The 23,070-nt window shown below is 68.6% G+C and carries 21 protein-coding genes and 3 tRNA genes; 23 read left to right on the forward strand and 1 reads right to left on the reverse strand.

Going from position 1 to position 23,070, the window contains the following annotated elements; translation table 11 throughout:
- Positions 1-3 precede the first annotated feature (3 nt).
- Positions 4-813, forward strand: coding sequence for a sulfurtransferase (locus AB0J66_RS21450; protein ID WP_364663219.1), 810 nt, complete (start codon positions 4-6; stop codon positions 811-813).
- An 18-nt stretch (positions 814-831) separates the two neighbouring features.
- Here AB0J66_RS21450 and AB0J66_RS21455 read toward each other — a convergent pair whose 3' ends face one another.
- A complete protein-coding gene (locus tag AB0J66_RS21455) occupies positions 832-1,158 on the reverse strand; it encodes a hypothetical protein (protein WP_364663221.1) in 327 nt (108 codons plus the stop codon).
- A 260-nt stretch (positions 1,159-1,418) separates the two neighbouring features.
- Here AB0J66_RS21455 and AB0J66_RS21460 point away from each other — a divergent pair, with 260 nt between their 5' ends.
- The 22 genes from AB0J66_RS21460 (at position 1,419) to fusA (ending at position 22,974) form a co-directional block, all read left to right on the forward strand.
- On the forward strand, positions 1,419-1,565 hold the full coding sequence (locus tag AB0J66_RS21460) for a hypothetical protein (protein ID WP_364663224.1): 147 nt from the start codon (positions 1,419-1,421) through the stop codon (positions 1,563-1,565).
- Between the two features lie 59 nt (positions 1,566-1,624).
- Positions 1,625-4,159 carry a bifunctional diguanylate cyclase/phosphodiesterase gene (locus AB0J66_RS21465; protein ID WP_364663227.1) on the forward strand — a complete coding sequence of 845 codons (2,535 nt, stop codon included), beginning with the start codon at positions 1,625-1,627 and terminating at the stop codon, positions 4,157-4,159.
- A gap of 109 nt (positions 4,160-4,268) precedes the next feature.
- Positions 4,269-4,341: transfer RNA gene (locus AB0J66_RS21470), tRNA-Thr, on the forward strand.
- 47 nt (positions 4,342-4,388) lie between these two features.
- Positions 4,389-4,461 (forward strand) — tRNA-Met (locus AB0J66_RS21475).
- Between the two features lie 106 nt (positions 4,462-4,567).
- The gene (rpmG, locus tag AB0J66_RS21480) at positions 4,568-4,735 is read left to right on the forward strand and encodes a 50S ribosomal protein L33 (RefSeq protein WP_067495822.1); all 168 of its coding nucleotides are present in this window, start codon (positions 4,568-4,570) and stop codon (positions 4,733-4,735) included.
- Positions 4,736-4,808: 73 nt separating this feature from the next.
- Positions 4,809-5,255, forward strand: coding sequence for a MaoC family dehydratase N-terminal domain-containing protein (locus AB0J66_RS21485; protein WP_364663230.1), 447 nt, complete (start codon positions 4,809-4,811; stop codon positions 5,253-5,255).
- 4 nt (positions 5,256-5,259) lie between these two features.
- Positions 5,260-5,643: a MaoC/PaaZ C-terminal domain-containing protein gene (locus tag AB0J66_RS21490; RefSeq protein WP_364663233.1), complete on the forward strand. Its 384-nt coding sequence runs from the start codon at positions 5,260-5,262 to the stop codon at positions 5,641-5,643.
- Positions 5,644-5,761: 118 nt separating this feature from the next.
- Positions 5,762-5,834 (forward strand) — tRNA-Trp (locus AB0J66_RS21495).
- 108 nt (positions 5,835-5,942) lie between these two features.
- Positions 5,943-6,314 carry a preprotein translocase subunit SecE gene (gene secE / locus AB0J66_RS21500; RefSeq protein WP_364663236.1) on the forward strand — a complete coding sequence of 124 codons (372 nt, stop codon included), beginning with the start codon at positions 5,943-5,945 and terminating at the stop codon, positions 6,312-6,314.
- Between the two features lie 68 nt (positions 6,315-6,382).
- A complete protein-coding gene (gene nusG / locus AB0J66_RS21505) occupies positions 6,383-7,144 on the forward strand; it encodes a transcription termination/antitermination protein NusG (protein WP_364663238.1) in 762 nt (253 codons plus the stop codon).
- 71 nt (positions 7,145-7,215) lie between these two features.
- A complete protein-coding gene (gene rplA / locus AB0J66_RS21510; RefSeq protein WP_364663240.1) occupies positions 7,216-7,926 on the forward strand; it encodes a 50S ribosomal protein L1 in 711 nt (236 codons plus the stop codon).
- A gap of 64 nt (positions 7,927-7,990) precedes the next feature.
- Complete coding sequence (locus tag AB0J66_RS21515) at positions 7,991-8,779, forward strand: ABC transporter ATP-binding protein (protein WP_364663243.1); 789 nt, start codon at positions 7,991-7,993, stop codon at positions 8,777-8,779.
- Complete coding sequence (locus AB0J66_RS21520; RefSeq protein WP_364663246.1) at positions 8,776-9,453, forward strand: hypothetical protein; 678 nt, start codon at positions 8,776-8,778, stop codon at positions 9,451-9,453. Before AB0J66_RS21515 ends, AB0J66_RS21520 begins: the two co-directional genes overlap by 4 nt.
- 266 nt (positions 9,454-9,719) lie before the next feature.
- Positions 9,720-10,265 carry a 50S ribosomal protein L10 gene (gene rplJ, locus AB0J66_RS21525; RefSeq protein WP_364663249.1) on the forward strand — a complete coding sequence of 182 codons (546 nt, stop codon included), beginning with the start codon at positions 9,720-9,722 and terminating at the stop codon, positions 10,263-10,265.
- A gap of 54 nt (positions 10,266-10,319) precedes the next feature.
- A complete protein-coding gene (gene rplL / locus AB0J66_RS21530) occupies positions 10,320-10,709 on the forward strand; it encodes a 50S ribosomal protein L7/L12 (RefSeq protein WP_364663252.1) in 390 nt (129 codons plus the stop codon).
- A gap of 479 nt (positions 10,710-11,188) precedes the next feature.
- A complete protein-coding gene (locus AB0J66_RS21535) occupies positions 11,189-14,629 on the forward strand; it encodes a DNA-directed RNA polymerase subunit beta (protein WP_364663255.1) in 3,441 nt (1,146 codons plus the stop codon).
- Between the two features lie 93 nt (positions 14,630-14,722).
- Positions 14,723-18,613, forward strand: a complete 3,891-nt coding sequence (locus AB0J66_RS21540; RefSeq protein ID WP_364663258.1) for a DNA-directed RNA polymerase subunit beta' — start codon at positions 14,723-14,725, stop codon at positions 18,611-18,613.
- 96 nt (positions 18,614-18,709) lie between these two features.
- Positions 18,710-19,024: a hypothetical protein gene (locus AB0J66_RS21545; RefSeq protein WP_364663925.1), complete on the forward strand. Its 315-nt coding sequence runs from the start codon at positions 18,710-18,712 to the stop codon at positions 19,022-19,024.
- A 26-nt stretch (positions 19,025-19,050) separates the two neighbouring features.
- Positions 19,051-19,512, forward strand: a complete 462-nt coding sequence (locus tag AB0J66_RS21550; protein ID WP_364663261.1) for a hypothetical protein — start codon at positions 19,051-19,053, stop codon at positions 19,510-19,512.
- 428 nt (positions 19,513-19,940) lie between these two features.
- Entirely contained in the window at positions 19,941-20,315 is a 375-nt protein-coding gene (gene rpsL / locus AB0J66_RS21555) for a 30S ribosomal protein S12 (protein WP_014440718.1), read from the forward strand.
- 1 nt (position 20,316) lies between these two features.
- Entirely contained in the window at positions 20,317-20,787 is a 471-nt protein-coding gene (gene rpsG / locus AB0J66_RS21560; protein ID WP_097322781.1) for a 30S ribosomal protein S7, read from the forward strand.
- Between the two features lie 90 nt (positions 20,788-20,877).
- Complete coding sequence (fusA, locus tag AB0J66_RS21565) at positions 20,878-22,974, forward strand: elongation factor G (RefSeq protein ID WP_364663265.1); 2,097 nt, start codon at positions 20,878-20,880, stop codon at positions 22,972-22,974.
- Positions 22,975-23,070 lie beyond the last annotated feature (96 nt).

A 23,070-nucleotide genomic window follows, 5' to 3' on the forward strand; every position in this document is an offset into this window, starting at 1 on the left:
GCGTTGATCGAGCCGGTGGTCGATGTCGAGTGGGTGCGGGCGCATCGGGACGGGCTGGTCCTCGCCGACGTCCGGGCGTATCTGGACGGCCGTTCCGGCCGCGACGCGTACGGCCGCGGTCATCTGCCGGGCGCGGTCTTCGTCGATCTGGATCAAGATCTGGCGGCGGCGCCGAGCTCGTCCGAGGGGCGTCACCCTCTGCCTTCCCCTGAGGCTTTTGCCGTACGCATCGGAGCGCTCGGCATCGGCGACGACGACACGGTGATCGCCTATGACGACGCCGGCGGGGTGATGGCGGCCCGCCTTGTCTGGATGCTGCGTGCGCTCGGTCAGGACGCGGCCCTGCTCGACGGCGGCATCGGCGCGTGGGACGGCGAGCTCGAAACGGCCGTACGGCCCAGGGGAGTCGCACCCCGGGCGGCGCGGCCCTGGCCCGCCGACCGGCTGGCCGGCCTGGAAGAGGCCGCGAACGGGGCCGGAGTGGTGATCGACGCCCGCCAGCCCGAGCGTTTCCGGGGCGAGTCCGAGCCGATCGACCCGCGTGCCGGTCACATCCCGGGCGCCCGCAACGTCTCCTGCCGGGAGAACGTCGACGCGACCGGCCGGTTCCTCTCGCCGGAGGCGCTGCGCGAGCGTTTCGCGGCCGCCGGCGTGACGGACGGCGCCGAGGTCATCTCGTACTGCGGCTCCGGCGTCACCGCCTGCCACAACCTGCTCTCGCTCGAGCGGGCCGGGTTCGCCCCGGGCCGTCTCTACCCGGGCTCCTGGTCGCAGTACGCGGCCACGGACCGCCCGGCCGCGACCGGCTCATAGGAGCCGGCCGCGACCGGCTCACAGCGCTTGTTCCTCGGCCCAGCGGTTGTGTGCCTCCCAGGCGGCCTGCTTGGTGCTGCCCAGTGCGACCCCGATCTGGGCCCAGGACGCTCCGGCGTCGCGGGCGGTCCGCACCATGGCCTGCCGCCCGTAGCCGGCCTTGCGGATGACGACCTCGTTGAGCGCGAGCAGCTCGAGCGCCTCCGCGCGGCTCAGCGGCTGGGCCCGGTCGCCGGCCATGGCGGCCAGGGCCGTGCGCATCCTCAGCTCGTCGTATCGCGTTGTAGCCGAGGACAGCGTGTGCTGACGCTCCAGATCGTCGGGGGAGAAGGAGTGCGCGGTCACGCGCGAAAGCTTGGCGTCAGGGCGCCTTGACGTCAAGAAATCCTGACGCAGCCCATGCGAATTGCCCTCACTTCTCCCGTTATTTCGGACGTAAAGTTGTCAATTCTGCGGCCGAGCTTGGGGGAGCCAGCTCAACCGTTCGGTCAGGATTTCGGAATGTGCGGTTTCGACTCGCCCGTGGACACTGCCTGTCGCACATGTGGTGTGGCACCATCATGTGACCCCCCTACCGAGCCTGTTACACCTCACAGGAGCCATACATGTCTGCAAAGAAGCTGGGCCGCCTCGCCGGCTTGGTTTTGGCCCTCGCCGTGGCTTTCGGCGGCGTGGCCGGCCTGAGCGGGCACCCCTCGGCGGTCGGTTCCGGGGCCGTGGCCAACACCAACGCTGTGGTGGATTGGGAGTAAGGGTTCAGCCGCGCACTCACCGGGCGTTGCGGGACCGCGTCGACTGACGAGGGAGTGCGATGGTCGGGCGACCGCGGGCTAGTCGGCGGTCCGGGCGATACGCCTGGTTGATCACGAACCCTCTGGCCCTGTTCGCGCTTCTCAGCGCCGTCGCGTTCTGGATTCAGGACCCGGACTGGTACAAGGAATGGCTCGGCGCGCTGGTCGCGCTCGCGGGCATCATCGTCGCGTACATCGGCGTCATCAACGTGGTGATCCGCCGGAACACGATGAGTTTCTACATCACCGAGGTCCCGTTCCTGCTGGCTCTCTACTACCTGCCGCCGGTCACGGTGATCGTGGTGATGACGCTGGCCGCGCTGGTGGCCAAGCTGACCCGCGGCGCCGTCCTGGTGCCGAGCAAGTTCTGGTTCAACGTCGCCAAGTCGTCGGCCGGGGCCGCCGCGGCCGTGCTCGTGCTCGCCGCCCTGCCGCCGATCCGCGGCGCCGGCCCGGGCACGTGGGCCATTCTCTTCGCCGCCGTCGGCGTCAGCGTGGCGGTCGAGGTGCTCAGCCTGGCCGCCGTGATGGCCGTCGTCCAGGGCGGCCGGGCCGGTCAGGACGTCATCCGGGGCTCCCTGTCGATCTGGATCGGCGCCGGCGTCAACGTCGTGCTCGGCCTGATCTTCCTGGTCGCCCTGGTGGCCACCGAGTGGTCGGCCGTGCTGCTGGCGATCCTGGTGGTCGCGCTGGTCCTCATGCTTCGCTCGTTCACCGAGTTCTTCCGCCAGCACCGCACGCTGGCCGACGTCTACGAGCTGACCAAGGCCGTGCGCGACGAGGGCAGCGACTCCGGCCTGCCCGACGTCATGCTCGAGCGGGTCCGCGCCCTGATGCGCTCGGAGTACGCGACGCTCTGGCTCTCGCCGCAGGACCGGCACCCCGAGGTGCTGCTCACCGCGCGGGTCGAGAACAAGGGCCTGCTGGATCTCTCGCCGACGCCCACGGCGATCCGCGAGCGGGGCATCGCCGACGGGCACTCCGTCGCCGTCGGCAACCAGTTCCCCGAGTCCGAGCAGCTGCGCCAGGCCCTGCGCGACACCAAGGTCAAGGACGTCATCGTGGTGCCGCTGCGCTCGGGGCACACGCCGATCGGCACCCTCGAAGTGATCAACCGGCTCGGCGACACCCGGACGTTCCGCCCGGCCGACGTGCAGGTGCTCGAGACGATCGCGGCCCACGTCGCCGTCGCCGTGGAGAACGCGCGCCTGGTCGACCGGCTGCGCTACGACGCGTACCACGACCGCCTCACCGGCCTGCCCAACCGCCGTCGCGTCACCGACGCGCTGGCCGAGTCGGTCAAGGTGCGCGCCGAGGACGAGGTCGTCGCCGTGCTGCTGTTCGACGTCGACGGGCAGCGCGACGTCAACGAGTCGATGGGCCACGCCGCCGGCGACAAGCTGCTGGCCGAGGTCGCCCGCCGGCTGCGCGGCATCGGTGGCCCGGGGGCGCTGGTCGGGCGCATCGGCGGCGACGAGTTCGTGGTGACCCTGCGGGCCGAGAGCACCGACGCCACCGTCCAGCTCGCCACCGAGATGCGTGAGCAGCTGCGCGGGCCGATGACGGTGGGCACGCTCACCCTCGATCTCGACACCGCGGTCGGCGTCTCCGTCTACCCGGATCACGGCACCGACCCCGAGACGCTGATCCAGCGGGCCGAGCTGGCGGCCAACGCCGCCAAGGTCCTGCCGTACGGCGTGCAGCTGTTCCACCCGGCGCTGGAGTCGCGGGCCGTCCGCCGCCTCGGCATCGCCGCCGACCTGAGGGTGGCCCTGGACAGCGGCGCCATCGACGTCTACTTCCAGCCCAAGGTGACCCTGACCGACCGGCATCTGGTCGGCGTCGAGTGTCTGGCCCGCTGGCAGCACCCGGCGCAGGGCGAGGTGGCCCCGGAGGACTTCGTGGCCGTGGCCGAGCACACCGGTCAGCTCTCCCGCCTGACCGAGGTGGTGCTGGCCGAGGGGCTGCGGCGCTGCCGGGAGTGGGCCGACGACGACCGGCCGCTCTCCATCGCGGTCAACCTGTCGGTCCGGACCCTGCTCGACTCCCGCTTCCCCGGCCAGGTGGCCGCCCTCCTGAAGCAGTACGGGGTGAACGCGGCCCAGGTGACCTTCGAGATCTCCGAGCCGGGCATGCTGGGCGACATCGAGCGGGTGCTGCCGACGCTCTACCGGCTCCGTGACCTGGGCGTCCGGCTCAGCGTCGACGACTTCGGCACGGGCGCGTCCTCACTTTCGTACCTCCGGCAGTGGCCCGTGCACGAAGTCAAGATCGACGACAGTTTCGTGCAGGGGATGGCGACCGACACCGGTGATCTGGCGATCGTGCGGGCGGTGGTCAGCCTGGCCCGCGAGTTCGGTCTCACCGTGGTCGCCGAGGGGGTGGAGAGCGAGCTCACCCTCGACCTGCTGGAGGAGATGGGCTGCGAAATCGGCCAGGGCTATCTGTTCAGCCGCCCCCTGCCGTACGAGCGTCTGGAGGCCTGGTTCAGCGCCCAGACCGAGCCGGCGACCACCCCCGCGGGCGAGGTCCGCAAGCTCCGAGCCGTGGGCTGACCTGCGGTTTCGACGTAATGGGGGAGTCGATTTCACCCCCTGCCAAGGGCCGTGTAGTCTTACTCCTGCGCAACAAGCGAGTGATCGCGCTGGGTTGCTAGTACGGCTTGCCCCCTTAGCTCAGTCGGCAGAGCGTCTCCATGGTAAGGAGAAGGTCTACGGTTCGATTCCGTAAGGGGGCTCTACCGGGTTCGTTCCCGCCGCAGGCGTTGGATGGTGAGCCTGGCTCGGCGGTGTAGCTCAGTTGGCAGAGCAAGCGGCTCATAATCGCTGTGTCGCCGGTTCAAGTCCGGCCACCGCTACTTTGTAATGGGGATCCCGCCCGGGGTCCCACTTTGCATGTCGGCACTTCCAGGGCGTACTCTGGAGCGTCGTTGAATAACCCCGTTAGCAGGAAGGCAATCCGTCGTGGCCAAGGCGACCGACGTCCGTCCGAAGATCACCCTGGCGTGTACGGAGTGCAAGGAGCGGAACTACATCACCCGTAAGAACCGCCGCAACGACCCGGACCGCATCGAGCTGAAGAAGTTCTGCCCCCGGGACGGCAAGCACACCCTGCACCGCGAGACCCGCTGATCTTCAGCACCTCAAAGCTCCACTCCTGCGCCGCTAGGTCATCGACCGAGCGGCGCAGAGTAGTTTGTGGGCCATGCCCCTCGACCAGTCATTTGTCGGCCGTAGCTGGCCCGCGACAGAGCCGTATCTGGTCGGCCGCGAGAAGATCCGCGAGTTCGCCCGCGCGATCGGCGCCGCCGACCCCGAGTACCACGACCCCGAGGCCGCCCGCGCCCTCGGCTACGCCGACGTGGTCGCCCCGCCGACCTTCCCGGTCGCGATCACCATGGCGGCCAGCCGGCAGATCATCGAGGACCCGGAGCTCGGTCTCGACTACAGCCGGGTCGTGCACGGCGACCAGAAGTTCGCCTACTCCCGGCCCGTCGTGGCCGGCGACGCGCTCGTCTGCGTGAACTCGGTCGACGAGATCACCTCCCGCGGCGGGCACGACTTCCTGACCACCCGCACGGAGGTCAGCACCGAGGCCGGCGAGCCGGTCGTGACGGTCTGGTCCAAGCTCGTGCAGCGCGGGGAGGGGTAAAGACATGGAGCCGCAGACCTTCCGGGTGACCCGGGCCGACCTGGTGCGCTACGCGGGCGCCTCGGGCGACTTCAACCCCATCCACTGGAGCGACCGGGTCGCCACCGGCGTGGGCCTGCCCGGCGTCATCGCGCACGGCATGTTCACGATGGCTCTGGTCGGCCGCGCGGTGACCCACTGGGCCGGCGCCGCCGACGCCGTGGTCGAGTTCAGCGTGCGCTTCTCGCGGCCCGTGCCGGTGCCCGACACCGACGAGGGCACCGAGGTGGTCGTCGCCGCCACGGTCAAGGGCACCACCGACGAGGGCCACACCCGGCTGGCGCTGACCGCCACCTGCCAGGGCGAAAAGGTGCTGTCGCTGGCCCAGGCGGTCATCCGCAAGCGTTAGGGCGAGCCCGGGTTGGGCGATGGCCGTGTGAACCCGTACACTGGTGCGCCGTGGGGCAGTGACCCTTCGAGTTCGCCTGCACCAAACAGGTAAACCCGAGGGATCAACCGCCCTGCGAAGGGGTGTAGCTCAATTGGCAGAGCAGCGGTCTCCAAAACCGCAGGCTGCAGGTTCAAGTCCTGTCACCCCTGCGCAAGCCCTCGTAGACGTGCCCGCCCGGTGCGCGGTCCGCACGACGCCGCGCCGGACGTAAGCGCCCGCGGGGACCACATCACCACCGATGACGGAAGTAGGGCGCCATGGCCGAGAGGAACCGACCCGGTGACGCCGGCGACCCGGCCGACGACGAGGTGTTCGCCGACGCCGTTGACGACGACAAGGACGTCCCGGCCGACGACGACGCCGACGAGCCGGTCGGCCGCGGTGGCACTGCGCTGGCCGAGCGGACCCCGAAATCGAAGAAGGAAGCCCGCAGGACCGGCTTCTTCGGCCGCATCGGTGGTTTCTTCCGTGAGGTCGTCAGCGAGCTGCGTAAGGTCATCTGGCCGACGCGCAAGGAGCTGCTGACCTACACCACGATCGTCATCGTGTTCGTGGCCGTCATGACGACGATCGTCGGCCTGCTGGACCTCGGCCTGGGCAAGGCCATCCTCTGGGCCTTCGGCGGCTGAGAGCAGCCCTGAGCGGCTGGGCGTGAGCCCCCGCATGAAGACCATGACTTACCTGGAAGTGAGCGAGCGTGCCTGAGTACGACGAGGAGACCGCGGAGTCCGTCGACGAGCAGTCGTCGGTGGCGACGGCGGACGACGACGAGTCGGTCGAGGCCGCCGAGCCGGAGGCTGCTGCTGCGGCCCCCGCCGAGCCGGAGGCCGCGGTCGCGGCCACCCCGGCCCCGGAAGAGGACGAGGACTACGACCCAGTCCAGGAGCTGCGGCAGAAGCTGCGCTACGCCCCCGGCGACTGGTACGTGGTGCACTCCTACGCCGGTTACGAGAACAAGGTCAAGACCAACCTCGAGACCCGCATCACGAGCCTCGACATGGAGGACTTCATCTTCCAGGTCGAGGTTCCGACCCGCGAGGAGATCGAGGTCAAGAGCGGCAAGCGGGTCCAGGTCAGCAATAAGGTCTTCCCGGGCTACATCCTGGTCCGGATGGATCTGACCCCCGAGTCGTACTCGTGCGTGCGCAACACGCCGGGTGTCACCGGCTTCGTGGGCGCGACGGACCGGGTCGACCGCCCGGCCCCGCTCTCGCTCGACGAGGTGCTGAAGTGGCTCGCTCCCGCCGTCGAGCAGGAGGAGAAGAAGGCCAAGCCCGAGGTCAAGGTCCTCGACTTCGAGGTCGGCGACTCGGTCACGGTCACCGACGGCGCGTTCGCCTCGCTTCCGGCCTCGATCAGCGAAATCAATGCCGACCAGCAGAAGTTGAAGGTTCTGGTCTCCATCTTCGGCCGTGAGACGCCGGTGGAGCTCAACTTCAACCAGGTCGCCAAGATCTGACGAGCATCACCGCAGTCAGTGGGAGGGCCCTGAATCAGGAGGGCCCGCCATCTACCACAGGAGTAATAAACATGCAGCGCAGCAAGGCCTACCGTAAGGCCGTCGAGTCGATCGACGCCGACAAGCTCTACGACCCCGCCGAGGCCATCAAGCTGGCCAAGGAGTCGAGCCCGACCAAGTTCGACGCGACCGTCGAGGTCGCGATGCGGCTGGGCGTCGACCCGCGTAAGGCCGACCAGATGGTCCGCGGCACCGTCAACCTGCCGCACGGCACCGGCAAGACCGCCCGGGTGATCGTCTTCGCCCAGGGCGCCAAGGCCGAGGAGGCCGTCGCGGCCGGCGCCGACGAGGTCGGCACGGACGAGCTCGTGGCCCGTATCCAGGGCGGCTGGCTCGACTTCGACGCCGCCATCGCCACCCCGGACCAGATGGCCAAGATCGGCCGGATCGCCCGGATCCTCGGCCCCCGCGGCCTCATGCCCAACCCGAAGACGGGCACGGTCACCATGGACGTGACCAAGGCCGTCAACGAGATCAAGGGCGGCAAGATCACCTTCCGGGTGGACAAGCACTCCAACCTGCACCTGATCATCGGCAAGGCCTCGTTCAGCGAGGAGCAGCTGGTGGACAACTACGCCTCGGTGCTCGACGAGATCCTGCGGGCCAAGCCGTCCGCCGCCAAGGGCAAGTACCTGAAGAAGGTCGTCGTCACCACGACGATGGGCCCCGGCGTCCAGATCGACCCGAACATCGTGAAGAACGTCAAGAACGCCGACGCCTGATCGGCTGTTCGCTCCGAACGCCCCCGGGACATCCCGGGGGCGTTTTTTGTGGAAAGCTTCGGCCGTGCGTTTCGACGGGGTGTGGTTCCGCTACGGGCGCCGCCTGCCCTGGGCGCTGCGCGAGCTCGACGTCGCCGTCGAGCCCGGCCGTACGGTGGTCGTGCTCGGCCGCAACGGCGCCGGCAAGTCGACGCTGCTCCAGCTCGCGGCCGGGGTGCTCCGGCCGGTACGGGGCGAGGTGCGCGACCGCCCGCCGGTCGTGGGCTGGGTGCCCGAGCGCTTCCCGGCCGACCAGCCGTTCACCGCCGGGCAATACCTGCGCCGCATGGCCCGGCTCCGCGGCGTGGACGAGCGCGCGGCGGGGGAGTGGATCGAGCGCCTGCTCCTCACCGAGCACGCCGGCACCCGCCTCGGCGACCTTTCCAAGGGCACGGCGCAGAAGGTCGGCGTCGCCCAGGCCCTGCTCCGGCCGCCCGGCCTGCTCGTGCTGGACGAGCCGTGGGAGGGCCTCGACGCCGCCGCCCGCACGCTGATCCCCGAGATCGTGGCCGAGGTGACCGCGGCCGGCGGCATCGTCCTGGTCAGCGATCACCGCAACGAGATCGCCGGTCTGCCCGGCGCGATCCACTGGACCGTCTCCGAGTCCCGTCTGCGCTTCGAGGCGTCCACCGCCGGGCCCGCGGACGAGGTGGTCATCGAGGTCGCCGTCCGCCGGGCCGAGGCCGACCAGGCGGTGGTCCGGCTGCGTGCCGAGGGTCACCGGGTCCTGGCGGTACGCGACGCGCCCGCGCCCCAACCGCAAGATCCCCACCTCGGCCCGGCAGTTGACCAGAGCCCGGGGAACCCGCGATGACCGCGCTCGTCCGGATGCGCCTGGCCGCCTTCACCCGCGGGGGCCGGGCGCTCGCACCGCTGATCGCCGTGCTGGTCGTGCTCGGTGTGATCTACGGCGGGGGCGCGTCCCCGGCCGCCGACGCCTACGGCTACTCTGCGGCCGCCCTCTTCCCGGTGCTGGCCTGGCAGTCCAAGCTCGTCCTGGACACCGAGCCCGACGTGCAGCGCCGCCTGGCCCGCACGGCCGTCGGCGCCCGGCGCGAGGCGGCCGCCGGCCTGCTGACCGCCCTGCTGCCGGCACTGGCCGTCTGTGCCGCCGCCATGCTCGCGCCCTGGCTGTTCGGGGGCATCGAGACCGAGGGCGCGCTCGGCGGCAGCGCGCTGGGCGTCCTGGCCCACCTGCTCGCCGTCGGGCCCGCGGTCGCCCTGGGCGGGCTGGCCAGCCGGGCCGTGACCGGCGGCGTCCGCAACGGCGTGGCCGTGCTCGTGGTGGCCGCCCTCCTCGTGGTCGTCCTCGGGCTGCAGGGCTCGGTCGCGCCCTGGCTCGTGCCGCCGGTCATGGCCACCGCCCGGGCGCTGAACGACGCCGATCCGCCGCCGGCCACGACGCTGCTGGCGATCACCGGCTGGGCCGCGGCCTGGTGCGCGGTCGCCCTCGGCGGGTACGGATGGCTCCGCCGGTCGAGGTCCTGAGGGCGCCGATTTGGCGGTGGCGGCGGGACCGCGTACAGTTCCATGTCGAAGTTCCACCCAAAGACCGCTGGTCGCCGCAGCCCCTGTTTTCCGCCGGGGTCGCGGTCGAAGGTCCCGCTGAGTGCGGGCGGCCCGCGCAGGGGAGAACGGTTCGTGACCGGGCGCAAGATTGCCCGCTCCGCCCCGTGCGCCCTGCGCCGGGGCGTTTCTCATTCCGCCCCCTCCTTCGTTCCGGCCAGTGGCTCGAGCATTGAGAGAGGAGGGACATGGCGGACAAGCCGGTCCGGGCCGACAAGGCCAGCGCCGTTTCCGAGCTCACGGACGACTTCCGTAACTCGTCGGCCACCGTGCTGACCGAGTACCGCGGTCTCACGGTCAAGCAGCTCACGGAGCTGCGCCGTTCGCTGGGCAAGGACACCAAGTACGCGGTGTCGAAGAACACCCTGGCGAAGCGCGCGGCAACCGACGCGGGCATCGAGGGCCTCGACAACCTGTTTGCCGGTCCTACCGCGCTCGCCTTCATCAGCGGCGACCCGGTCGAGGCGGCCAAGGGCCTTCGTGCCTTCGCCAAGGCCAACCCCGTCCTGAAGATCAAGGGCGGTGTGTTCGAGGGCAAGGCGATCACTGCTGACGACGTCAACAAGATCGCTGACCTCGAGTCGCGTGAGGTTCTGCTGGCCAAGCTGGCCGGCGCCATGAAGGGCAACCTGTCCAAGGCGGCCGGCCTCTTCCAGGCCCCGCTGTCGCAGGTGGCGCGCCTCGCGGCCGCTCTTCAGGAGAAGCGCGAGAAGGACGGTTCCGCGGAGGCCTGAGCCACCGCGCACCAGCAAGACTTTTTGATCAGTACCTAGGAAAGGTTGCCAGACATGGCGAAGCTCAGCACCGACGAGCTGCTCGACGCGTTCAAGGAGATGACGCTGATCGAGCTGTCCGAGTTCGTGAAGCAGTTCGAGGAGACCTTCGAGGTCACCGCGGCTGCTCCGGTCGCCGTCGCGGCTGCCGGCGCGGGTGGCGGCGCCGCCGCGGCCCCCGCCGAGGAGGAGAAGGACTCGTTCGACGTCGTCCTCGAGGGTGACGGTGGCAAGAAGATCCAGGTCATCAAGGTCGTGCGTGAGCTGACCGGCCTGGGCCTCAAGGAGGCCAAGGACGCCGTCGAGTCCGCCCCCAAGGCGATCCTCGAGGGTGTCAACAAGGAGAAGGCCGACGCCGCCAAGGCGAAGCTCGAGGCCGAGGGCGCCAAGGTCACCCTCAAGTGATCTGACGCTCCACAGTTTCCCCTCGCGAACGGCGAGGGCCCTGCTCAGGGCCCTCGCCGTTCGTGCTTTCGGGCCCGACCCGCTCGGAGGCCCTTGACTGTGTGTCCGCTGACAGGCACGCTGATGGCAGCAAGTTTCCGCGCTTGCGACAGCCACTCCGTGGGTAATCCGGTTCTAGCCGGTCCTACGGCCGGCACCCGAGGAAAGACGCCGCGTCTGAGCGGCCCCGCGTAAGGCCCTGACCGGGTAGAGGCGCAGGTCAGAGGCCGTGAGGGCCAGGCTCCGCAGGTTTCCTCCGGTGTGGGCTGGACAGCGGTTAGCCGAGCGGCTACACTGCTAGTTTGCGCTGCCTTCTGCCTTGAGCCCTGCCAAGACATCCATCCGGATGATTTCTTGGGGGCTCGTCAGAGTGCACGCAGACAGTTGCATACCCGCAGCTGCAGCCGCATCAGCAGCACCGGTCCTCGGAAGGACGCATCTTGGCAGCTTCCCGCCCTGCGAAGACCAGCCGTACGTCGAGCGCTTACGCACCCCGCCGTGTCTCTTTCGGCAGGATCACCGAGCAACTAGAGGTCCCCAACCTCCTCGCCCTCCAGACGGAGTCTTTCGACTGGCTGGTCGGGAACGAGGCTTGGCAGGCCCGGTCGACGGACGACCCGCACGCCCAGTCGGGCCTCGCAGAGATCCTCGAAGAGATCAGTCCCATTGAGGACTTCTCCGGCACCATGTCGCTGTCCTTCTCGTCTCCCCGATTCGACGAGGTCAAGGCCTCGATCGAGGAGTGCAAGGAGAAGGATCTGACCTACTGCGCGCCGCTGTTCGTGACCGCGGAGTTCACCAACAACACCACTGGCGAGATCAAGAGCCAGACCGTGTTCATGGGTGACTTCCCGATGATGACCCCCAAGGGGACGTTCGTCATCAACGGCACGGAGCGCGTCGTGGTGAGCCAGCTCGTCCGCTCGCCGGGCGTGTACTTCACCAAGGAGCCGGACAAGACCTCCGACCGTGACCTCTCCAGCGTCAAGGTCATCCCGAGCCGGGGTGCCTGGCTCGAGTTCGACATCGACAAGCGCGACACCGTCGGTGTCCGCATCGACCGCAAGCGCCGGCAGGCCGTCACCGTCCTGCTCAAGGCCATCGGCTGGTCGGCCGACCAGATCCGTGAGCGGTTCGGCTGGTCCGAGCTCCTCATGACCACGCTGGAGAAGGACCACATCGCCGGGCAGGACGAAGCCCTGCTCGACATCTACCGCAAGCTCCGTCCCGGCGAGCCCCCGACCCGGGAGAACGCGCAGACCCTGCTCGACAACCTCTTCTTCAACCCGAAGAGGTACGACGTCGCCAAGGTCGGCCGTTACAAGTTCAACAAGAAGCTCGAGCTCGACCTGCCGATCGACCGCGGGACGCTGACCGAGGACGACATCGTCAAGACCGTGGAGTACCTAGCCCGGCTGCACGCCGGTGAAGAGGGCTACGAGGCCGACGACATCGACCACTTCGGCAACCGGCGCCTGCGCACGGTCGGCGAGCTCATCCAGAACCAGGTCCGTGTCGGCCTGTCCCGGATGGAGCGCGTCGTCCGCGAGCGCATGACGACCCAGGACGTCGAGGCGATCACGCCGCAGACCCTGATCAACATCCGTCCCGTGGTGGCGGCGATCAAGGAGTTCTTCGGCACGTCGCAGCTGTCGCAGTTCATGGACCAGACCAACCCGCTCGCGGGTCTGACCCACCGTCGCCGCCTGTCGGCGCTCGGCCCGGGTGGTCTGTCCCGCGAGCGGGCCGGCTTCGAGGTCCGTGACGTGCACCCCTCGCACTACGGCCGGATGTGCCCGATCGAGACGCCCGAGGGCCCGAACATCGGCCTGATCGGCGCGCTCTCGACGTTCGCGCGGGTCAACCCGTTCGGTTTCATCGAGACCCCGTACCGCAAGGTGGAAGAGGGCGTCGTCACCGACGAGGTCCACTACCTCACCGCGGACGAGGAAGACCGGTACATCAAGGCGCAGGCCAACGCCACGCTGCGGGCCGACGGCACCTTCGCCGACGACCGCGTCCTGGTCCGCCGTAAGGGCGGTGAGGTCGACTACGTGCCCGGCACGCAGGTCGACTACATGGACGTGTCGCCGCGGCAGATGACCTCGGTCGCGACCGCGATGATCCCGTTCCTCGAGCACGACGACGCCAACCGGGCCCTCATGGGCGCGAACATGCAGCGCCAGGCGGTGCCGCTGGTCAAGGCCGAGGCCCCGCTGGTCGGTACGGGCATGGAGTACCGTGCCGCGGTCGACGCCGGCGACGTGGTCGTGGCCGAGGTCGGCGGCGTGGTCGAGGACCTGTGCGCCGACTACGTGACGGTCCACCAGGACGACGGCCACCGCCGCACGTACCTGCTGCACAAGTTCCGCCGCTCCAACGCCGGCTCCTGCGTCAACCAGAAGCCGGTCGTGTTCGAGGGTGACCGGGTCGAGGCCGGCCAGGTCATCGCCGACGGCCCGTGCACCGACGAGGGGGAGATGGCCCTCGGCCGCAACCTGCTCGTCGCGTTCATGTGCTGGGAGGGTCACAACTACGAGGACGCGATCATCCTGTCGCAGCGCCTCGTCCAGCAGGACGTCCTCACCTCGATCCACATCGAGGAGCACGAGGTCGACGCCCGGGACACCAAGCTCGGCCCGGAGGAGATCACCCGCGACATCCCCAACGTCAGCGAGGAAATGCTCGCCGACCTGGACGAGCGCGGCATCATCCGGATCGGCGCCGAGGTCGTCCCCGGCGACATCCTGGTCGGCAAGGTCACGCCCAAGGGCGAGACCGAGCTGACCCCCGAGGAGCGCCTGCTCCGCGCGATCTTCGGTGAGAAGGCCCGGGAGGTCCGGGACACCTCGCTGAAGGTGCCGCACGGCGAGACCGGCACGGTCATCGGCGTCCGCACGTTCTCGCGCGAGGACGGCGACGAGCTTCCTCCGGGCGTCAACGAGCTGGTCCGCGTCTACGTGGCCCAGAAGCGCAAGATCCAGGACGGTGACAAGCTCGCCGGCCGGCACGGCAACAAGGGCGTCATCTCCAAGATCCTTCCGGTCGAGGACATGCCGTTCCTCGAGGACGGCACCCCCGTCGACATCGTGCTCAACCCGCTCGGTGTGCCCTCGCGTATGAACATCGGCCAGGTTCTGGAGACCCACCTCGGGTGGATCGCCAAGACCGGCTGGGAGGTCGAGGGCGACGACGCCGAGTGGAAGCGCCAGCTGCGCGCGATCGAGGCGCACGAGTCCCCCAAGGACTCGAACGTCGCGACTCCCGTCTTCGACGGTGCGCAGGAGGAGGAGATCAAGGGTCTCCTCGAGTCGACGCTGGTCAACCGCGACGGTAAGCGGCTGGTCAACGGTGACGGCAAGGCGCAGCTGTTCGACGGCCGCTCCGGCGAGCCGCTGCCGGACCCGATCTCGGTCGGGTACGTGTACATCCTGAAGCTGAACCACCTGGTCGACGACAAGATCCACGCTCGCTCGACCGGCCCGTACTCGATGATCACGCAGCAGCCGCTGGGTGGTAAGGCGCAGTTCGGTGGCCAGCGGTTCGGCGAGATGGAGTGCTGGGCGATGCAGGCCTACGGTGCGGCTTACGCGCTGCAGGAGCTGCTCACCATCAAGTCCGACGACGTGCTCGGCCGCGTGAAGGTCTACGAGGCCATCGTCAAGGGCGAGAACATCCCGGAGCCGGGAATCCCGGAGTCGTTCAAGGTGCTGCTCAAGGAGCTGCAGTCGCTGTGCCTCAACGTCGAGGTGCTCTCCAGCGACGGCGTGGCCCTGGAGATGCGCGAGACCGACGACGAGGTCTTCCGGGCCGCGGAAGAACTCGGCATCGACCTGTCCCGCCGCCCGAACGAGGGCGTCAGCAGCGTCGAAGAGATCTGACGGAACGCGTCCCTCGGGGTCATTTCCTGACCCTGGGGGACGCTACCGCCGGCCTGGAATCCATTCGAGCAAGAAATACGAGGGATAGACCAAGTGCTCGACGTCAACTTCTTCGACGAGTTGCGCATCGGCCTGGCCACCGCCGACGACATCCGGCAGTGGTCTCACGGCGAGGTCAAGAAGCCCGAGACGATCAACTACCGCACGCTCAAGCCCGAGAAGGACGGACTCTTCTGCGAGAAGATCTTCGGTCCTCAGCGGGACTGGGAGTGCTACTGCGGCAAGTACAAGCGGGTCCGGTTCAAGGGCATCATCTGTGAGCGCTGCGGCGTCGAGGTGACCCGGTCCAAGGTCCGCCGCGAGCGCATGGGCCACATCGAGCTCGCCGCGTCGGTCACGCACATCTGGTACTTCAAGGGTGTTCCGAGCCGGCTGGGCTACCTGCTCGACCTGGCCCCGAAGGACCTCGAGAAGATCATTTACTTCGCCTCGTACGTGGTCACGAGCGTGGACGCCGAGGCGCGTCACCGCGACATGTCCACCATCGAGAACGAGATCTTCGCCGAGAAGCGCCAGTCCGAGAACAGCCGCGACTCCGAGATCGAGAAGCGCGCGGGCAAGCTGGAGCAGGACCTCGCCGAGCTCGAGGCCGAGGGCGCCAAGGCTGACGTGCGCCGCAAGGTCAAGGAAGCCGGCGAGCGCGAGATGCGCCAGATCCGGGACAAGGCGCAGCGCGAGATCGACCGTCTCGACGAGGTGCTCGACACCTTCCGCAAGCTCGACTCGAAGCAGCTGGTCACCGACGAGCTGCTCTACCGCGAGCTGCGGGACCGCTTCGGTGAGTACTTCACCGGTGGCATGGGCGCCGAGGCGATCAAGGCGCTGCTCGAGAACATGGACCTGGACGCCGAGGCCGAGAACCTGCGCGAGATCATTCGCACCGGTAAGGGCCAGCGGAAGATCCGTGCGCTCAAGCGCCTCAAGGTCGTCGCCGCGTTCCTGAACACCACCAACAAGCCGCTCGGCATGGTCCTGGACTGCGTCCCGGTCATCCCGCCGGACCTGCGCCCGATGGTGCAGCTCGACGGTGGCCGCTTCGCGACCTCGGACCTCAACGACCTGTACCGCCGGGTCATCAACCGGAACAACCGGTTGAAGCGCCTGATCGACCTGGGCGCCCCCGAGATCATCGTGAACAACGAGAAGCGGATGCTGCAGGAGGCCGTCGACGCTCTGTTCGACAACGGCCGCCGCGGCCGGCCGGTCACCGGCCCGGGTAACCGCCCGCTGAAGTCGCTGTCCGACATGCTCAAGGGCAAGCAGGGCCGGTTCCGCCAGAACCTGCTGGGCAAGCGCGTCGACTACTCCGGCCGTTCGGTCATCGTCGTCGGCCCGCGGCTCAAGCTGCACCAGTGCGGTCTGCCCAAGCAGATGGCCCTGGAGCTGTTCAAGCCGTTCGTGATGAAGCGCCTGGTCGACCTGAACCACGCGCAGAACATCAAGTCGGCCAAGCGGATGGTCGAGCGTCAGCGCCCGGTCGTGTGGGACGTCCTCGAAGAGGTCATCAGCGAGCACCCGGTGCTGCTGAACCGCGCGCCCACCCTGCACCGCCTGGGCATCCAGGCCTTCGAGCCGCAGCTGGTCGAGGGCAAGGCGATCCAGATCCACCCGCTCGTCTGCACGGCGTTCAACGCCGACTTCGACGGTGACCAGATGGCGGTGCACGTGCCGCTGTCGGCCGAGGCGCAGGCCGAGGCCCGGATCCTGATGCTCTCGTCGAACAACATCCTCAAGCCGGCCGACGGCAAGCCGGTCACCATGCCGACCCAGGACATGGTCATCGGTCTGTACCACCTGACCCACGAGACGCCCGGCAACAAGGGCGAGGGACGGGTGTTCAGCTCGGACGCCGAGGCGCGGATGGCCTTCGACAACGGCGAGCTGCACCTGCAGGCGCCGGTCAAGATCCGTCTCCGTGACGTGATCGGTGTCGACAACGGCGCCAAGGGCGCGAAGTGGGAGGCCCCGGAGGGCTGGACCGAGGGCGAGCCGCTCCTGGTCGAGACCACCCTGGGCCGGGTCATCTTCAACGAGACCCTGCCCCCGGGCTACCGCTTCGTGAACTACGAGATCCGCAAGGGTCAGCTGTCGGCGATCGTCAACGACCTCGCCGAGCGCTTCCCCAAGGTCAGCCTCGCGGCGACCCTGGACGCGCTCAAGGAGGCCGGCTTCCACTGGGCCACCTGGTCCGGTGTGACGATCGGCATGGGCGACGTCATCGGCCCCCCGCGCAAGCCGGAGATCCTGCAGCGCTACCAGGTCGAGGCGGACCGGATCGACAAGCAGTACCAGCGTGGTCTCATGACCGCCGAGGAGCGTCGCGGCGAGCTCATCGAGATCTGGACGAAGGCGACCAACGAGATCTCCAAGGAGATGGAGAACTCGCTGCCGCACGAGAACCCGCTCTGGGTCATGATCAACTCGGGCGCCCGCGGTAACCTGCTGCAGCTGCGGCAGATCGCCGCGATCCGCGGCCTGGTGGCCAACCCCAAGGGTGAGATCATCCCGCGGCCGATCACCTCGTCCTACCGCGAGGGTCTGACCGTGCTGGAGTACTTCATCTCCACGCACGGCGCCCGTAAGGGCCTGGCCGACACCGCGCTGCGTACCGCCGACTCGGGTTACCTGACCCGTCGTCTGGTGGACGTCTCACAGGACGTCATCATCCGCGAGGAGGACTGCGGCACCGACCGCGCGATCCCGATGCAGGTGGGCGACCGCGAGGCCGACGGCACCCTGGTCGTGCACGTCCACGCCGAGACCGGCGTGCACGCGCGCACCCTGGCCGACGACATCGACGACGCCCAGGGCAACCGGGTGGCGTCGCGGGGCGACGACCTGAACTCGATCCTGGTCGACAAGCTGGTCGCCGCCGGCGTCGAGAACGTCCGGGTCCGCAGCGTCCTGACCTGCGAGTCGAAGCTCGGTGTGTGTGCGGCCTGCTACGGCCGTTCGCTGCCGACCGGCAAGTCGGTCGACATCGGCGAGGCGGTCGGCATCATCGCCGCCCAGTCCATCGGTGAGCCCGGTACGCAGCTGACGATGCGTACCTTCCACACCGGTGGTGTCGCGGGTGAGGACATCACCCAGGGTCTGCCGCGTGTGCAGGAGATCTTCGAGGCCCGCGTGCCCAAGGGCAAGGCGCCCATCGCCGACACCCCGGGACGCATCCGCATCGAGGACGGCGAGCGCTCGCGCAAGATCATCGTGGTGCCGGACGACGGCAGCGACGAGATCGTGTACGACAAGATCTCGAAGCGCGTGAAGCTCCGGGCCCACGACGGCGACCACGTCGGCGTCGGCGAGAAGCTCACCGAGGGCACCATCGACCCGCACGAGCTGCTGCGCATCATGGGCCCGCGCGCGGTCCAGGTCCACCTGACCCAGGAGGTCCAGGAGGTCTACCGCTCGCAGGGTGTGCTCATCCACGACAAGCACATCGAGATCATCATCCGCCAGATGCTCAAGCGGGTGACGGTCATCGACTCGGGTGCCGCGGAGTTCCTCCCCGGCGTCCTGGTCGACCGGGCGCTCTTCGAGTCGGAGAACCGCCGGATCGTGGGCGAGGGTGGCGAGCCCGCCGCCGGTCGCCCGGTGCTGATGGGTATCACCAAGGCCTCGCTGGCCACCGACTCCTGGCTCTCGGCCGCCTCCTTCCAGGAGACGACCCGGGTGCTGACCGACGCGGCGATCAACTCCCGCAGCGACTCGCTCGTCGGCCTCAAGGAGAACGTGATCATCGGTAAGCTCATCCCGGCCGGTACGGGCATCAGCAAGTACCGCAACATCCGGGTCGAGCCGACCGAGGAGGCCAAGGCGAAGGTGTACTCGATGACCGGGTACCCCGAGACCGACTACGGCTTCGGGCCGGCCAGCGGGCAGGCTGTGCCGCTGGACGACTTCGACTTCGGGTCCTACCGCTAAGTCTCATCGCTTCGAAGGGCGGTCGCGCAGCGCGCGGCCGCCCTTCGGGCTTTCTACTATGGGTGGGTGACGCTTCCCGCCCTCACCCGCCACCCGATGGATCCCGACCCGGAGCCGTCCTCCAAGGCACGGGCGGTCTTCGCGCTGGGCCTGGTGGGCTTTCTGACCGGCCCCTTCGTGGGCGGGGTGATCCCGGCGACCCTCGCGCTGGTGCTCTCGCGCCAGGCGGCCCGGCAGGCGTACGAGGCGCAGGGCTACCTGACCGGCTCCGCGTGGATCCGCCGCGGCCGCCGGTTCGCCTGGGCCGGTCTCGTGCTGGCCCTGACGACGCTGGTGATCGCCGCCATCGCCGGCCTGCTGCATCTGGCCGCGTCGCCCGGCGGCCCCGACTTCGCCCCGGGTACCGATTAGCCTCGTTCGGGTGACATGCTGAGGTCATGACGCAGCCCCCGGCGGCCATGCCCTATCCGCCTCCGCCTCCGCCGCCCAACGGCCGGTGGCAGCCGGAGCGGGTCGATCCGCTGCCGGGCACGGAGTTCGGGCTGGTCCAGCTGCGGGTCGAGCCGATCACGTCCGGCCTGGCCATCGGTTCGCTGATCGCCGGCATCGCGTCCATCGGGGTCTCCGGGCTCGTGCTCTGCTTCGGCCTGGTCGGCGCGTCCGGCGGCTGGGGCGGCTGGGTCGGCGGCGCCTTCACCGTTCTCAGTGTGCTGGCCGGCGCGGGCGCTGTGATCGTCGGCATGGTCGCCCGGCGCCAGATCCGCCGGTCCGGTCAGGTCGGCCAGGTCCGTTTCACCGGCGCCGGCCTCGGTCTCGCCGGCATCATCGGCGGATCGACCGGCGCGGGAATTGCCCTCCTGGCTTTGGCGTTGACCCTGGTGTTGCAGTTGTCATCGTGAGTGGCTCCTGGGCTGTTCCGGCGCGAGATCGGGCACCGCGGCGCCGGTTCCTTTGAGCACCCGGTACACTTGCATCGGAGGTATCCGTCACGAGGACTAGGTGCTCATTTTGACCTGGATGCTTGGGGTGGGTACTCTTTCCCCTCGTGCCCGAGCTTGCTCGGGCAACTCGTGCGTGCGCCCGAGTCGGTGAGCTGGCAACAGTGAAACGACGAGGTCGGCGGTGCGCCGAGCGCAGCGCCCTTTCCAGGCGCTGACAAAGACAAAACCCGGTGCGCGTAACTGCGCGCGGCGGGACCGTGAGCCGGACGACACGCCCGACCGCGGGTGCCGGAAGCCCCCCGGGCATGGGGAGCCTTCGGCACACAGAGGCATAACTAAGACGGTGCGGTCGTTGAAGAGCGGCCGAAGGGAGCGGAGAGAACCCGGTGCCCACGATCCAGCAGCTGGTCCGAAAGGGCCGCCAGGCGAAGACGAGCAAGACCAAGACGCCGGCGCTGAAGGGAAGTCCTCAGCGGCGCGGCGTGTGCACGCGCGTGTACACCACCACCCCCAAGAAGCCGAACTCTGCGCTGCGCAAGGTCGCTCGTGTGAAGCTCAGCAGCCAGATCGAGGTGACGGCGTACATCCCGGGCGTCGGCCACAACCTGCAGGAGCACTCGATCGTGCTCGTGCGTGGCGGTCGTGTGAAGGACCTCCCGGGCGTCCGCTACAAGATCGTTCGTGGTTCGCTGGACACCCAGGGTGTCCGCAACCGCAAGCAGGCCCGCAGCCGTTACGGCGCGAAGAAGGAGAAGAGCTGACATGCCGCGTAAGGGCCCCGCTCCGCGCCACCCAGTGGTCGCGGACCCGGTTTACAACTCGCCGCTGGTCACTCAGCTGGTCAACAAGATCCTTGTCGGCGGTAAGCGTCAGCTCGCCGAGCGCATCGTGTACGGCGCCCTCGAGGGTGCCCGCGAGAAGAGCGGCACCGACCCCGTCGTGATCCTCAAGCGCGCGATGGACAACGTCAAGCCGACCCTCGAGGTCCGCAGCCGCCGCGTCGGTGGCGCGACCTACCAGGTTCCGGTCGAGGTCCGTACCCCGCGCCAGACCACTCTCGGCCTTCGCTGGCTCGTCCAGTACTCGAAGGCGCGCCGGGAGAAGACCATGATCGAGCGTCTCCAGAACGAGCTGCTCGACGCCAGCAACGGCCTCGGCGCCGCCGTCAAGCGGCGCGAGGACACCCACAAGATGGCGGAGTCCAACAAGGCCTTCGCGCACTACCGCTGGTAAGACCCCGCTGCCGGCCCGGTCGATTGAACCGGGCCGGAACGCAAGTCGTACCGGTTCACGAGACGACGACGAAGAAAAGTAGGGATTGAAGTGGCCGCCGCAGACGCGCTCGCCAACGTACGCAACATCGGCATCATGGCGCACATCGATGCCGGTAAGACCACGACTACTGAGCGAATCCTGTTCTACACCGGCATCACGTACAAGATCGGTGAGGTCCACGAGGGCGCCGCCGTCATGGACTGGATGGAGCAGGAGCAGGAGCGCGGTATCACGATCACTTCCGCCGCCACCAAGTGCGAGTGGAAGGGCCACACGATCCAGATCATCGACACGCCCGGCCACGTCGACTTCACGGTCGAGGTGGAGCGGTCGCTGCGTGTGCTGGACGGTGCGGTGGCGGTCTACGACGGCGTCGCCGGCGTGGAGCCGCAGACCGAGAACGTGTGGCGGCAGGCGGACAAGTACCACGTTCCCCGGATGTGCTTCGTCAACAAGCTCGACCGGACCGGCGCGGACTTCTTCCGCTGCGTGCAGATGATGATCGACCGGCTCAACGCCACCCCGCTCGTCCTGCAGATCCCGATCGGCCTCGAGGGCGACCACATCGGCGTCGTCGACCTGATCGGCATGCGCGCGCTCACCTGGCGTGGGGAGACCCAGAAGGGTGAGGACTACGCGGTCGAGGAGATCCCGGCCGACCTGGTCGACTCCGCGAACGAGTGGCGCGAGAAGCTCATCGAGACCCTGGCCGACGTCGACGACGCGGTCATGGAGAAGTACCTCGAGGGCGAGTCGCTGAGCGAGGACGAGATCAAGGCCGCCATCCGGCGCGCCACGATCGCCAGCAAGGCCAACCCGGTGCTGTGCGGCTCGGCGTTCAAGAACAAGGGCGTCCAGCCCATGCTCGACGCCGTGATCGACTTCCTGCCGTCGCCGCTGGACATCCCGGCCATCGAGGGCACCGCGACCGACGGCGAGACGCCGCTGCAGCGCAAGCCGTCGAACTCGGAGCCGTTCTCGGCCCTGGCCTTCAAGATCCAGACCGACAAGCACCTCGGCAAGCTCACGTACGTGCGGGTCTACTCCGGCACGCTCGAGTCCGGTTCTCAGGTGGTCAACTCCACCAAGGACCGCAAGGAGCGAATCGGCAAGATCTACCAGATGCACGCCAACAAGCGTGAGGAGCGCGCCACCGCGCAGGCCGGCGACATCATCGCCGTCCAGGGTCTCAAGCAGACCACCACCGGTGACACGCTCAGCGACCCGGCCAGCCCGGTCATCCTGGAGTCGATGACCTTCCCGGAGCCGGTCATCCAGGTCGCCATCGAGCCGAAGACCAAGTCGGACCAGGAGAAGCTGGGCACCGCGATCCAGCGCCTGGCCGAGGAGGACCCGACGTTCCGGGTCTTCAACGACGAGGAGACCGGCCAGACGATCATCGCCGGCATGGGCGAGCTCCACCTGGACATCCTGGTGGACCGCATGCGCCGCGAGTTCAACGTCGAGGCCAACATCGGCAAGCCGCAGGTGGCCTACCGTGAGACGATCCGCGGCACCGTGGAGAAGTACACGTACGTCCACAAGAAGCAGACCGGTGGCTCGGGCCAGTACGCGAAGGTCGTCGTCAACGTCGAGCCGCTGCCGCTCGAGGCCGACGGCCCCACGTACGAGTTCGTCAACGCGGTGACCGGTGGCCGCATCCCCAAGGAGTTCATCCCCTCGGTGGACGCGGGCGCGCAGGACTCGCTGCAGTACGGCGTCCTCGCCGGCTACCCGCTCGTCGGCGTGAAGTTCACGCTGGTCGACGGTCAGTACCACGAGGTCGACTCGTCCGAGATGGCGTTCAAGATCGCCGGCTCGATGGCGATGAAGGAGGTCGCCCGCAAGGCCGACCCCGCGCTGCTCGAGCCGATGATGTCCGTCGAGGTGACCACGCCCGAGGACAACATGGGCGACGTCATCGGCGACCTCAACTCGCGACGTGGCATCATCCAGTCGATGGAGGAGCGCTCCGGCGCCCGCGTCGTCAAGGCTCTGGTACCGCTCTCCGAGATGTTCGGCTACGTCGGCGACCTCCGGTCGAAGACCGCCGGCCGGGCTAGCTACAGCATGCAGTTCGACTCCTACGCCGAGGTCCCGCAGGGCGTCGCGAAGGAGATCATCGCCAAGGCCACGGGCGCCTGAGTCCGCACCTGAAGCGTTGAGGCGCGTGCGGTCCGTCGAGGGCCGCACGCGCACGAGCAGTCGACAGAGTCCCCATCGCCTTATCGGGCGTGCCGG

This window comes from Actinoplanes sp. NPDC049598 (assembly GCF_040675435.1).
In the GTDB taxonomy this organism is placed as follows: Bacteria; Actinomycetota; Actinomycetes; order Mycobacteriales; family Micromonosporaceae; genus Actinoplanes.

What these genes read in the sequence shown, in the direction of transcription:
- AB0J66_RS21460 (WP_364663224.1), top strand. Translation starts at nt 1,419, where the DNA reads ATGTCTGCAAAGAAGCTGGGCCGCCTCGCCGGCTTGGTTTTGGCCCTC.
- AB0J66_RS21465 (WP_364663227.1), top strand. Translation starts at nt 1,625, where the DNA reads ATGGTCGGGCGACCGCGGGCTAGTCGGCGGTCCGGGCGATACGCCTGG.
- AB0J66_RS21485 (WP_364663230.1), top strand. Translation starts at nt 4,809, where the DNA reads ATGCCCCTCGACCAGTCATTTGTCGGCCGTAGCTGGCCCGCGACAGAG.
- AB0J66_RS21490 (WP_364663233.1), top strand. Translation starts at nt 5,260, where the DNA reads ATGGAGCCGCAGACCTTCCGGGTGACCCGGGCCGACCTGGTGCGCTAC.
- secE (WP_364663236.1), top strand. Translation starts at nt 5,943, where the DNA reads ATGGCCGAGAGGAACCGACCCGGTGACGCCGGCGACCCGGCCGACGAC.
- rplA (WP_364663240.1), top strand. Translation starts at nt 7,216, where the DNA reads ATGCAGCGCAGCAAGGCCTACCGTAAGGCCGTCGAGTCGATCGACGCC.
- AB0J66_RS21520 (WP_364663246.1), top strand. Translation starts at nt 8,776, where the DNA reads ATGACCGCGCTCGTCCGGATGCGCCTGGCCGCCTTCACCCGCGGGGGC.
- rplJ (WP_364663249.1), top strand. Translation starts at nt 9,720, where the DNA reads ATGGCGGACAAGCCGGTCCGGGCCGACAAGGCCAGCGCCGTTTCCGAG.
- rplL (WP_364663252.1), top strand. Translation starts at nt 10,320, where the DNA reads ATGGCGAAGCTCAGCACCGACGAGCTGCTCGACGCGTTCAAGGAGATG.
- AB0J66_RS21545 (WP_364663925.1), top strand. Translation starts at nt 18,710, where the DNA reads ATGGATCCCGACCCGGAGCCGTCCTCCAAGGCACGGGCGGTCTTCGCG.
- AB0J66_RS21550 (WP_364663261.1), top strand. Translation starts at nt 19,051, where the DNA reads ATGACGCAGCCCCCGGCGGCCATGCCCTATCCGCCTCCGCCTCCGCCG.
- rpsG (WP_097322781.1), top strand. Translation starts at nt 20,317, where the DNA reads ATGCCGCGTAAGGGCCCCGCTCCGCGCCACCCAGTGGTCGCGGACCCG.